At 53.8% G+C, this 11,862-nt stretch carries 14 protein-coding genes; 6 read left to right on the forward strand and 8 right to left on the reverse strand.

Going from position 1 to position 11,862, the window contains the following annotated elements:
• Positions 1-52 precede the first annotated feature (52 nt).
• From rplS to ffh, 5 genes are all read right to left on the reverse strand, one after another.
• Complete coding sequence (rplS, locus tag HX778_RS20185; protein ID WP_038479713.1) at positions 53-400, reverse strand: 50S ribosomal protein L19; 348 nt, start codon at positions 398-400, stop codon at positions 53-55.
• Between the two features lie 166 nt (positions 401-566).
• The gene (gene trmD, locus HX778_RS20190) at positions 567-1,334 is read right to left on the reverse strand and encodes a tRNA (guanosine(37)-N1)-methyltransferase TrmD (RefSeq protein ID WP_176982870.1); all 768 of its coding nucleotides are present in this window, start codon (positions 1,332-1,334) and stop codon (positions 567-569) included.
• 46 nt (positions 1,335-1,380) lie between these two features.
• Positions 1,381-1,929, reverse strand: coding sequence for a ribosome maturation factor RimM (gene rimM, locus HX778_RS20195; RefSeq protein WP_038479707.1), 549 nt, complete (start codon positions 1,927-1,929; stop codon positions 1,381-1,383).
• A gap of 18 nt (positions 1,930-1,947) precedes the next feature.
• Positions 1,948-2,196 carry a 30S ribosomal protein S16 gene (rpsP, locus tag HX778_RS20200; protein ID WP_038479704.1) on the reverse strand — a complete coding sequence of 83 codons (249 nt, stop codon included), beginning with the start codon at positions 2,194-2,196 and terminating at the stop codon, positions 1,948-1,950.
• 113 nt (positions 2,197-2,309) lie between these two features.
• Positions 2,310-3,671, reverse strand: a complete 1,362-nt coding sequence (ffh, locus tag HX778_RS20205; protein ID WP_176982871.1) for a signal recognition particle protein — start codon at positions 3,669-3,671, stop codon at positions 2,310-2,312.
• Positions 3,672-3,838: 167 nt separating this feature from the next.
• Between ffh and HX778_RS20210 the strand changes: the two genes are divergently transcribed.
• Both HX778_RS20210 and HX778_RS20215 read left to right on the forward strand, forming a co-directional pair.
• A complete protein-coding gene (locus HX778_RS20210) occupies positions 3,839-4,627 on the forward strand; it encodes an inner membrane protein YpjD (RefSeq protein ID WP_038479699.1) in 789 nt (262 codons plus the stop codon).
• 25 nt (positions 4,628-4,652) lie between these two features.
• Positions 4,653-5,939 (forward strand): HlyC/CorC family transporter, encoded by a 1,287-nt coding sequence (locus HX778_RS20215; protein WP_038479696.1) that lies wholly within the window; start codon positions 4,653-4,655, stop codon positions 5,937-5,939.
• A gap of 48 nt (positions 5,940-5,987) precedes the next feature.
• On the opposite strand, the gene grpE is transcribed toward HX778_RS20215, so the two are convergent.
• Positions 5,988-6,566, reverse strand: coding sequence for a nucleotide exchange factor GrpE (gene grpE, locus HX778_RS20220; RefSeq protein ID WP_176982872.1), 579 nt, complete (start codon positions 6,564-6,566; stop codon positions 5,988-5,990).
• A 123-nt stretch (positions 6,567-6,689) separates the two neighbouring features.
• Here grpE and nadK point away from each other — a divergent pair, with 123 nt between their 5' ends.
• From nadK to bamE, 3 genes are all read left to right on the forward strand, one after another.
• The gene (gene nadK, locus HX778_RS20225) at positions 6,690-7,568 is read left to right on the forward strand and encodes an NAD(+) kinase (RefSeq protein ID WP_008458177.1); all 879 of its coding nucleotides are present in this window, start codon (positions 6,690-6,692) and stop codon (positions 7,566-7,568) included.
• A 209-nt stretch (positions 7,569-7,777) separates the two neighbouring features.
• Positions 7,778-9,439 (forward strand): DNA repair protein RecN, encoded by a 1,662-nt coding sequence (gene recN / locus HX778_RS20230; RefSeq protein WP_176982873.1) that lies wholly within the window; start codon positions 7,778-7,780, stop codon positions 9,437-9,439.
• A 219-nt stretch (positions 9,440-9,658) separates the two neighbouring features.
• Positions 9,659-10,003: an outer membrane protein assembly factor BamE gene (gene bamE, locus HX778_RS20235; protein ID WP_008458182.1), complete on the forward strand. Its 345-nt coding sequence runs from the start codon at positions 9,659-9,661 to the stop codon at positions 10,001-10,003.
• Between the two features lie 58 nt (positions 10,004-10,061).
• On the opposite strand, the gene HX778_RS20240 is transcribed toward bamE, so the two are convergent.
• Positions 10,062-10,352 (reverse strand): RnfH family protein, encoded by a 291-nt coding sequence (locus tag HX778_RS20240; protein ID WP_176982874.1) that lies wholly within the window; start codon positions 10,350-10,352, stop codon positions 10,062-10,064.
• The gene (locus HX778_RS20245; protein WP_038479681.1) at positions 10,342-10,779 is read right to left on the reverse strand and encodes a type II toxin-antitoxin system RatA family toxin; all 438 of its coding nucleotides are present in this window, start codon (positions 10,777-10,779) and stop codon (positions 10,342-10,344) included. The genes HX778_RS20240 and HX778_RS20245 overlap by 11 nt, the downstream gene beginning before the upstream one ends.
• A 153-nt stretch (positions 10,780-10,932) precedes the next feature.
• Between HX778_RS20245 and smpB the strand changes: the two genes are divergently transcribed.
• The gene (gene smpB, locus HX778_RS20250) at positions 10,933-11,415 is read left to right on the forward strand and encodes an SsrA-binding protein SmpB (protein WP_038479670.1); all 483 of its coding nucleotides are present in this window, start codon (positions 10,933-10,935) and stop codon (positions 11,413-11,415) included.
• Positions 11,416-11,862: the final 447 nt, after the last annotated feature.

The following is an 11,862-nucleotide window of genomic DNA, read 5'->3' on the forward strand; positions in this document are numbered from 1 at the left end:
AAAAGGGCTGCCAGATGGCAGCCCTTTTATTTGGATGTCGCCTAAGCGAATCTTAGCTAAGACGCTCTTTGATACGAGCAGACTTACCAGTACGCTCACGCAGGTAGTACAGTTTAGCTTTACGAACGGCACCACGACGTTTAACAGTAATGCTGTCGATTACTGGGGAGTGAGTCTGGAATACACGCTCAACACCTTCGCCGTTAGAAATCTTACGAACAGTGAATGCAGAGTGCAGACCGCGGTTACGGATAGCGATAACCACGCCCTCAAATGCCTGCAGACGTTTTTTAGAACCTTCAACGACCCATACTTTCACTTCCACGGAGTCGCCCGGACGGAAGGAAGGTACATCCTGTTTCATCTGTTCTTGTTCAAGTTGCTTAATAATGTTGCTCATAATTTATCTCTTATCCTGGGTAAACTGATATATCCCCGTCATATTTGAAGCTGCATCTGCGCTGGCTGCTCTCCTTCACCCGAGTCACTTACCAAAGTAAGCTCATCGGGATTCACTCGCTTGCCATCTTGCTGCAACTCCAACTATTTAGGGGCTTTGGGAAGGATTAACCCTGCCCATCATGTTTATGTTGCTGTTGCGTATGTTCTTTTTTGAACTCCGCCAGCAACCTTGCTTGCTCTTCAGTCAGAGCCAGGTTTTCCAAAAGTTCAGGTCTTCTAAGCCAGGTACGGCCCAGCGACTGTTTCAGGCGCCAACGGCGAATCTCTGCATGGTTCCCCGACAGTAAGACCGCCGGTACTTCCATGCCATCCAACACTTCAGGACGGGTATAGTGAGGACAATCCAGCAGCCCTTCAGCAAACGAATCTTCGGTTGCCGAAGCTTCATGTCCCAGCACGCCCGGAATAAACCGGGAGACTGAGTCAATCAGCGTCATCGCTGGCAGCTCACCGCCGCTGAGAACGTAATCGCCGATTGACCATTCTTCGTCAATTTCGGTTTGGATCACGCGCTCATCGATCCCTTCGTAACGGCCGCAAACCAGAATTAACTTCTCGTTCATTGCCAGTTCACTGACGCCCGCTTGATCAAGCTTGCGCCCCTGAGGTGAAAGATAGATAACCTTAGCACCTTCTCCTGCCGCCGCTTTCGCTGCGTGGATGGCTTCCCGCAAAGGATTCACCATCATCAGCATTCCCGGTCCGCCGCCGTAAGGACGATCGTCCACGGTACGGTGCCGGTCATAGGTGAAGTCACGCGGACTCCAGCTTTGAATGCTTAGCAGGCCATTTTTTACTGCCCGGCCAGTTACCCCGTAATCGGTAATTGCGCGGAACATCTCAGGAAACAGGCTAACGACACCAATAAACACAAGCCAATCCCCACTATGCTAACGACTACCGTATGATTTCGGAGTTTTAAAAACCAGGATCCCAATCTACTTCAATGGTTTGAGTAGCGAGATCGACTTTCTTGATAACCTGCCCATCGAGGAACGGAACCAGCCGCTCCTTGATGCCAAATGCATCCTTCAGGTTTGCCTTGATGACGAGAACGTCATTCGAGCCGGTTTCCATCATATCGATGACTTTACCGAGCTGGTACCCCTGAGTGGTCACTACCTGGCAACCCATAAGGTCTTTCCAGTAATAGTCACCTGCGTCAAGAGCCGGCAGTTGCGTTGAATCCACGACAATTTCGCAATTGGTCAGAAGATTCGCGGCATCCCGATCGTCAACGCCTTGCAGCTTGATGACCAGATCCTGATTGTGGTGCTTCCAGCTTTCCAGCTGTACTTGCTGCCACTGACCGCCGCGCTGGATAAACCAGGGCTGGTAGTCAAAAATGCTTTCGGCGTCTTCGGTGGAGGAAAACACTCTGAGCCAACCACGAATACCGTAGGAGGAGCCCATCTTGCCCAACACAATTGGGTTAACAGGAGCCTGTGCGGCGAGTTGCTTGCTCATCATGACCACCGTGACAGATTAAGCTGCTTTCTTAGCTTCTTTGATCAGCGCAGCAACGCGATCAGAAACGGTTGCGCCCTGGCCAACCCAATGAGCTACGCGATCCAGATCCAGGCGAACGCCTTCTTCTTTCTCGTTAGCGATAGGGTTGAAGAAACCAACGCGCTCAATGAAGCGACCGTTACGTGCATTACGGCTATCAGTAACGACAACCTGGTAGAACGGACGCTTTTTAGCGCCGTGACGTGCTAAACGAATAGTTACCATAACATCCTCTTTAGTGAATAAAACGCCGGGCCCCATCGAGGGATGGAGCCCGGAGTCATATTAAAAGCCCGAAAATTTTACTCATTTCGGCGTAAAAAGCAATCGAAAAGAGCTTAACGGCCTGGGAAACCTGGCGGCATCATGCCTTTCATGCCGCGCATCATTTTAGCCATTCCGCCTTTCTTCATTTTCTTCATCATGCGCTGCATGTCGTCAAACTGCTTCAGTAAGCGGTTAACGTCCTGCACCTGCATGCCGGAACCCTGCGCGATACGGCGCTTGCGGGAACCTTTAATGATTTCCGGCTGGGCACGTTCTTTCAGCGTCATCGAGCTGATAATCGCCTCCATGCGCACCAAAACTTTGTCGTCCATCTGGGATTTGACGTTGTCCGGCAGCTGGCCCATGCCCGGCAGCTTGCTCATCATGCTCGCCATGCCGCCCATATTTTTCATCTGCTTAAGCTGTTCGAGGAAGTCGGTCAGGTCGAAGCCGTCGCCTTTTTTCAGCTTGGTGGCAAGCTTTTCAGCCTGCGCACGGTCAACCTTACTTTCGATATCTTCAATCAGCGACAGCACGTCGCCCATGCCGAGAATACGGGAAGCGATACGGTCCGGGTGGAACGGCTCCAGCGCTTCGGTTTTCTCGCCAACGCCAAGGAACTTGATTGGCTTACCGGTGATATGGCGAATCGACAGCGCAGCACCACCGCGGGCGTCACCGTCTACTTTGGTCAGTACTACCCCGGTCAGCGGCAGCGCTTCGCTGAACGCCTTCGCGGTATTGGCCGCATCCTGACCGGTCATTGCGTCGACCACAAACAGCGTTTCTACCGGTTTAATCGCGGCATGAACCTGTTTGATTTCGTCCATCATTGCTTCGTCGACGTGCAGACGACCGGCGGTATCCACCAGCAGCACGTCGTAGAACTTCAGCTTCGCTTCTTTCAGCGCGGCGTTAACAATGTCGACCGGTTTTTGCTGAGCGTCGGACGGGAAGAAATCCACCTCAACCTGCTGGGCCAGAGTTTCCAGCTGTTTAATCGCCGCCGGGCGATAAACGTCCGCCGAAACCACTAACACTTTTTTCTTCTGCTTTTCGCGCAGGAACTTACCTAACTTAGCGACGCTGGTCGTTTTACCCGCGCCCTGCAGGCCCGCCATCAGTACAACGGCCGGTGGCTGCGCCGCCAGGTTCAGGCTGCTGTTCTCTTCGCCCATCGCGGAAACCAGTTCAGCGCGAACGATTTTGACGAACTCCTGGCCCGGCGTCAGGCTTTTGTTGACTTCATGACCAACCGCTTTTTCTTTTACGCGGCTGATAAAATCACGCACCACCGGCAGCGCAACGTCCGCTTCCAGCAGGGCCATGCGCACTTCGCGCAGCGTCTCTTTAACGTTTTCTTCGGTTAGCCGCCCACGGCCGCTAATATTGCGCAGGGTACGCGACAGACGGTCTGTTAAATTATCAAACATGGTATTTTGCCTAACGTGGTAACTGGGGCCGCAGCTCGCGACACAAAACTGAATTTGGCGGATTATATCATGAAGCCGCCTCGGGTGTGATCCAACGGTTGGAGCAGGCGACAGGTAACGTTATACTGACTTTTTCGTTCTCTGGCCAATTTGACCGACACCTTAATATGCCCGTTTTCGCCATTCTTGCGCTTGTAGCCTACTCCGTCAGCCTCGCGCTGATCATTCCCGGTCTTCTGCGGAAGAACAGCGGATGGCGACGCTTTGCCATTTTATCCGCAGCTATCGCGTTGGTTAGCCATGCGCTGGCGCTGGAAGCCCGTTTCTTCACCGTCGACGGCGGGCAAAATCTTAGCCTGCTGAACGTGGGTTCTCTCGTCAGCCTGATGATTTGTACGGTGATGACGATTGTCGCCTCCCGCAATCGCGGCTGGCTGCTGTTGCCAATTGTTTACGCCTTCGCGCTGATAAATCTGGCGCTGGCGACCTTTATGCCCAATGAATTTATCACCCATCTCGAAGCGACGCCGGGAATGATGGTGCACATTGGCCTGTCGCTCTTCTCCTACGCGACGCTTATCATCGCCGCCCTGTACGCTTTACAGCTCGCATGGATTGACTACCAGTTGAAAAACAAAAAACTGGCGTTCAGCGCAGAAATGCCGCCGCTAATGGTTATCGAGCGTAAAATGTTTCACATCACCCAGGTTGGCGTGGTTCTGCTGACCCTGACGCTATGCACCGGCCTGTTTTACATGAAGAATCTGTTCAGCATGGAGAACGTCGATAAAGCCGTGCTGTCGATTCTTGCCTGGTTTGTCTACGTCGTTTTGCTGTGGGGACACTATCATGAAGGTTGGCGCGGCCGTCGCGTTGTCTGGTTTAACGTTGCCGGCGCGGGCATTCTAACGCTCGCCTATTTCGGCAGCCGCGTCCTGCAGCAGTTCGTTAGCTAACCCCTTCTCTTTAAAGGAACCTCTTTTGGAACACATTTCAACCACCACGCTGATCGTCACCCTGATCATCATGGTGGTGGTGTCAGCGTACTTCTCCGGTTCAGAAACCGGCATGATGACGCTAAACCGCTACCGCCTGCGTCACCGCGCCAAACAGGGCAACCGGGCAGCGAAGCGCGTTGAAAAATTGCTGCGTAAACCGGACCGCCTGATTAGCCTCGTGTTAATCGGGAACAACCTGGTCAATATTCTTGCTTCCGCGCTGGCAACCATCGTCGGCATTCGCCTTTACGGCAACGCGGGCGTGGCGATTGCCACCGGGGTACTGACGTTCGTCGTGCTGGTGTTTGCCGAAGTTTTGCCTAAAACCATCGCCGCGCTGTACCCGGAAAAAGTCGCTTACCCAAGTAGCTGGCTGCTCGGCCCGCTGCTGATCCTTATGATGCCGCTGGTCTGGCTGCTCAACACCATTACCCGCCTGCTGATGCGTATGGTCGGGATTAAGGTCGATAACATCATCAGCACCGCGCTCAGCAAAGATGAGCTACGCACCATCGTGCATGAATCACGCTCGCAGATTTCACGGCGTAACCAGGACATGCTGCTCTCGGTACTGGACCTGGAAAAAGTCAGCGTTGACGACATCATGGTGCCGCGAAACGAAATCGTCGGCATCAATATTAATGACGACTGGAAATCCATCGTCCGCCAGCTGACCCACTCCCCGCACGGCCGCATCGTCTTGTACCGCGACAGCCTGGATGATGCCATCGGCATGCTGCGCGTACGTGAAGCCTACCGCCTGATGACCGAGAAGAAAGAGTTCACCAAAGAGGTGATGTTGCGCTCCGCCGACGAGATTTACTTCGTGCCGGAAGGCACGCCGCTGAGCGTGCAGTTGGTGAAATTCCAGCGCAACAAAAAGAAAGTCGGCCTGGTCGTGGACGAATACGGCGATATTCAGGGGCTGGTCACGGTAGAGGATATTCTGGAGGAAATTGTGGGTGACTTCACCACCTCAATGTCCCCCTCGCTTGCTGAAGAAGTGACACCGCAAAACGACGGCTCGGTCATTATCGAAGGCAGTGCCAACGTCCGTGAACTTAACAAAGCCTTCAACTGGACGCTGCCGGAAGATGACGCACGTACGGTCAACGGCATGATCCTGGAAGAGATTCAGGAAATACCGGCGGCCGGGACCCGTATCCGCCTGAGCCAGTACGACATCGATATTCTCGACGTTCAGGACAACATGATTAAGCAGGTACGCGTCACGCCGGTGAAGCCGCTGCGGCAAAGCGTTGAGCAATAGAGACAAACAAGCCAGCCGCAGGGCTGGCTTTTTACTTCGGGCAACGGATCAGGCTTTCGCTACGGAAACCATCGCGGCGCGAATAGTACGGCCGTTCAGGGTATAGCCTTTCTGCATCACCATCAGCACGTTATTTGGCGCAACGTCGGCAGATTCAACCATCGCAATGGCCTGATGCACGTCCGGATTAAACGGCACGTTAGTCTCGCCCACCACTTCCACGCCGAACTTGCGAACCACATCCAGCATCGACTTCTGGGTCAGCTCAATGCCTTCGATCATTGGGGCTAAATCCGGGTTGGACTTGTCGGCCACTTCCAGCGCGCGATCCAGGCTGTCGATAACCGGCAGCAGTTCGTTCACGAATTTCTCCAGGGCGAACTTGTGCGCTTTCTCGATATCCTGTTCGGTGCGGCGACGCAGGTTAGCTAAGTCAGCCTGATGGCGAGGCTCAATCTCACGCTCGCGCTGCTTCATTTCAGCCAGCTGAGCCTGCAGATTTGCAATCTCTTCGTCGCGCGGATCCACGACATCGGCACCTTCTACGGCCTCGACTTCTTCGTGCTGATCCATGGCGATATCTTCCGGGGCTTGCTCGTAAGGTGTTTTCTGTTCTTTACTACTCATGAAATTCTCCGCGTTTTTAGCATTCATCTCGCTGCTTCGCTTATTATGGGGATCAGTTTCAGGGTTTCAAGGGAACCTGTCATATTGTCGCAGGAACCTCTGCGAATAAGGACCACCAGGATAATGAACAAACATTTCAACTGCATCGGTATCGTCGGGCACCCGCGCCACCCCACCGCCCTGACCACGCATGAAATGCTCTATCGCTGGCTGTGCGCCAAAGGTTATGAAGTGATGGTGGAACAGCAAATCGCCCAGGAGCTTAACCTCAAGCAGGTAAAAACCGGCACGCTGGCGGAGATTGGCCAGCAGGCTGATTTGGCCGTGGTGGTTGGCGGGGATGGCAACATGCTGGGCGCGGCGCGAGTACTGGCTCGCTATGACATCAAGGTTATCGGCATCAACCGCGGCAATTTAGGCTTCCTGACCGACCTCGACCCGGACAACGCCCAGCAGCAGCTGGCGGACGTTCTTGAGGGGCACTACATTACCGAACGCCGCTTTTTGCTGGAGGCTCAGGTCTGCCAGCACGATACGCCCACGCGCCTCAGTACGGCGATAAACGAAGTGGTGCTGCACCCTGGTAAAGTCGCGCATATGATTGAGTTCGAAGTTTACATCGACGAAATCTTTGCCTTCTCCCAGCGCTCTGACGGGCTGATTATCTCCACGCCGACCGGCTCAACCGCCTATTCGCTTTCAGCCGGTGGCCCAATCCTGACGCCGTCGCTGGATGCAATAACGCTCGTGCCGATGTTCCCGCACACGCTTTCGGCTCGCCCGCTGGTCATCAACAGCAGCAGCACCATTCGTCTGCGTTTTTCCCACATGCGCAGCGACCTTGAAATCAGCTGTGACAGCCAGATTGCGTTGCCGATACAGGAAGGTGAGGACGTGCTCATTCGCCGCTGCGACTATCATCTCAATCTGATTCACCCGAAAGACTACAGCTATTTCAACACATTAAGCTCGAAGCTCGGCTGGTCGAAAAAATTGTTCTAAAAAACCACCTGGCCACTTTACTGTATATAAAACCAGTTTATACTGTATGAAAACACAGTAACCAAATCGAACTCTAAATAATTCGAGTTGCAGCCAGGCGGCAAGAGAGTGCATCCCCAGGAGCTTACTTGAGTAAGTGACTGGGGTAAGTGAAAGCAGCCAACACCCCTGCAGCTTGAAGTATGACGAGTTCATACAGGAAGGTGGCTATGCTCGCTCAACTCACCATCAGTAACTTCGCTATCGTTCGTGAACTCGAAATCGACTTTCATCACGGGATGACGGCCATCACCGGGGAAACCGGTGCCGGTAAATCTATTGTCATAGATGCGCTGGGCCTGTGCCTGGGCGGTCGCGCGGAAGCGGATATGGTGCGTTCTGGTGCAAACCGTGCGGATCTCTGCGCCCGCTTCTCTCTGAAAGACACTCCGGCGGCGCTGCGCTGGCTGGAAGAAAACCAGCTGGAAGACGGCAGTGAGTGCCTGCTGCGTCGCGTCATCAGCAGCGATGGCCGCTCCCGCGGTTTCATCAACGGCACCGCTGTTCCCCTTTCCCAACTGCGCGATCTCGGCCAGTTGCTCATCCAGATTCATGGCCAGCACGCGCACCAGCTGCTGCTCAAACCCGAGCATCAAAAAACGCTGCTGGACGGCTATGCCGGTGAACAGGCGCTGACCCTGCAAATGGCGGAGCGCTATCGTGAATGGCACCAGAGCTGCCGCACGCTGGCGCAGCACCAACAGCTGGCGCAGGAGCGCTCAGCCAAAGCGGAACTGCTGCACTATCAGTTGAAAGAGCTGAACGAGTTTTCCCCCGTCGCCGGTGAGTTTGAGCTGATCGACGAAGAGTACAAACGCCTCGCCAACAGCGGCCAGCTGCTCTCTACCAGCCAGCAGGCGCTTGACGTGCTGGCCGACGGCGAAGAAACGAATTTACAAAGCCAGCTGCACACCGTGCGCCATCTAATGGGCGAGCTGGTGAGCATGGACGATAAGCTCTCTGGCGTACTGAATATGCTGGAAGAAGCCGCGATTCAGATCTCCGAAGCCAGCGACGAACTGCGTCATTACTGCGATCGGTTGGATCTGGATCCAAACCGCCTGTACGAACTGGAACAACGTATCTCCCGCCAGATCTCCCTGGCGCGTAAGCACCACATCACGCCAGAAGAACTGCCGGCCTTCCATCAGAAACTGCTCGATGAACAGCAGCTACTGGATGACCAGACCGGCTCGCTGGAAGAATTACTGCAGGCCGTTGCGCTGCACCACCAGCAGGCGCTTTCCGTAGCCCGCTCGCTGCACCAAAGTCGGGTAAAACACGCCAATGAGCTGTGCCAGCTGATCACCGAGAGCATGCATTCCCTGTCGATGCCGCACGGTAAACTTGCCATAAATGTCGACTTTAACGAAAACCACCTGACCGCCGAGGGTGCGGACCGCATTGATTTCCGCGTCAGCACCAACCCCGGCCAGCCGCTTCAGCCGCTGGCGAAAGTGGCGTCTGGCGGCGAGCTGTCTCGTATTGCGCTGGCGATTCAGGTGATTACCGCTCGTAAAATGGAAACGCCAGCGCTGATCTTCGATGAAGTAGACGTGGGGATCAGCGGCCCTACCGCCGCGGTGGTAGGTAAACTGCTGCGCCAGCTGGGCGAATCTACGCAGGTGATGTGTGTCACTCACCTGCCTCAGGTTGCCGGCTGTGGTCACCATCACTTCTTCGTCAGCAAGGAAACCGATGGCGAAATGACGGAAACCCATATGCAGCCGCTGGACAAACGTTCTCGCCTGCAGGAGCTTGCCCGTCTGCTCGGCGGTAGCGAGGTGACCCGCAATACTCTGGCGAACGCCAAAGAGCTGCTGGCCGCATAACGCTTTACGATGCGCGGTATATTGCATGCCGCGCATCGTGCAAAAAACGACCACCCCATTCAGTAATCTGCCTTTCTGTCCCCTTTTCAGCCAACTTTTTTACGCTCCCACTGTCAGAGTTGAGCGCCTTAAGGTTTTAAACTGCTTAAAGGTCTATTATCATCGGCATAATACGAATGAGCCACGCACTACTCGGGCCCGAAAAGGAATCAAATCACTATGCGTTGTAAAATGCTGACTGCTGCCGCAGCGGTTCTTCTGATGTTGACCGCAGGCTGTTCCACTCTGGAGCGAGTGGTTTACCGCCCAGACATCAACCAGGGTAACTATCTGGCACCGAATGACGTCTCCAAGCTCCGCGTCGGTATGACGCAGCAGCAGGTTGCCTACACGCTGGGTACGCCAATGATGTCCGATCCGTTCGGCACCAATACCTGGTTCTACGTCTTCCGCCAGCAGCCAGGCCACGAGAACGTGACTCAGCAGACGCTGACCCTGACCTTCAACAGCAGCGGCGTGCTGACCAACATTGACAACAAACCAGCCCTGACCAAAGGGGAGTAGGTTTACTCAATGGACAAAAAAAGCCGCGAAAGCGGCTTTTTTATGCTTGAAAGCAGGATTATTTCTGGGCGGAGCGCTCTGCTCGCTGGCGACGTAGCTCTTTAGGGTCGGCAATCAGCGGGCGGTAAATCTCAACCCGATCGCCGTCATTCACCTTATCGCCCAGCTTCACCGGACGGCTGTAAACACCCACTTTGTTCTTCTTCAGGTCGATATCGTCGCGAAGCTCGAGCAGGCCGGAGGCGATAATCGCCTGCTCCACCGTGCTGCCTTCCTCAAGCTTAACCTGGCGCAGGTACTGCTTCTGCGGCAGGGCATAAATCACCTCTACCTGAATCTCACGCGACACGGTAAACCTCTTTGGCGCGGGTAGTGAATGCCTGAACCATGTTGCCCGCCAGCTCTTTAAAGATGCGGCCAAAGGCCAGCTCAATCAGCTTATTGGTAAATTCAAAATCAAGCTGGAACTCAATCCGGCAGGCGTCTTCGCTCAGCGGGGTGAACTTCCAGCCGCCCATCAGTTTCTTGAACGGCCCGTCCACCAGCTGCATCAGGATGGTCTGATTGTCGGTAAGCGTATTACGGGTAGTAAACGTTTTGCTGATCCCGGCTTTTGAAACGTCTACCGCCGCCGTCATCTGATTAGCCGAGGCGTCTATCACCCTGCTACCGGTACAGCCAGGTAAAAATTCCGGGTAGGACTTCACGTCGTTCACTAACTTGTACATCTGCTCGGCGCTGTAGGGCACCAACGCAGTACGGCTAATCTGCGGCATAACAATTCCTGGGAGTCATAAATCGGACAAATAATAACATTTATCACCGCGCAAACAAAAACTCTCTGCCGCTCATGCTAAGATAAGCGCTTCCTCCTCGCGCAGGCTGCGGGGTGTCTTTGAACTCCTGGATTACGTATACTGAGCAGCACTATGACTAAGAAAAAAGCACACAAACCAGGCTCAGCCACCATTGCGCTAAACAAGCGTGCCCGCCACGAATACTTTATCGAAGAAGAGATTGAAGCGGGCCTTGCGCTGCAGGGCTGGGAAGTAAAATCATTGCGCGCCGGGAAGGCGAACATCGGCGACAGCTACGTTATCTTTAAAGATGGCGAAGCTTATCTTTTTGGCGCCAACTTCACCCCGCTGAACGTGGCCTCGAGCCACGTAGTCTGCGATCCAACGCGTACCCGTAAACTGCTGCTGAACAAGCGCGAGCTGGATAACCTCTTCGGCAGCGTTAGCCGGGACGGCTACACCGTCATCGCCCTGTCCCTGTACTGGAAGAACGCCTGGTGCAAGGTGAAAATTGGCGTGGCGAAAGGTAAGAAGCAGCATGATAAGCGTACCGACGTTAAAGATCGCGAATGGGCGGTTGATAAAGCCCGTATCATGAAGAACGCTGGCCGTTAAGGCGCGGTTTGCTCCCTCACTGGCTCTTCATGCGAAGGGCCAGTATAAAAATATTCACGCATTTTTAATTATCAGCTATTATTGCGCGGTCTAAAAAGCCGCATCGCCGTTAATTAAGCTATGCTAAATGATATATGCTACTTTCCTTCACTATTATCGATTCCCTTAGAAATAATAAATCTCAAATATATAATATTTCTGCTAGCGCCAGTCCTGACCTAACGCCCCTCACAAAATAGACAATCCCTTCTATTAATTTCTGACTTACAACAGAAAATACCTCACTAAAAAAATCACCATACCCATATATGACACAAGGTCTTTCATATCTACAGTCATAGCAAAATACCCCATCACGCGATCGCCCCTCAAAACTTACCCTAAACTTTTCAATGCGATAAAGTTACCGTCAATCTCCAGCCTGCAGGCCAGTTGACGTCAGCCGTT

It is taken from the genome of Cedecea sp. P7760, assembly GCF_013386425.1.
Classification (GTDB): domain Bacteria; phylum Pseudomonadota; class Gammaproteobacteria; order Enterobacterales; family Enterobacteriaceae; genus Cedecea; species Cedecea selenatireducens.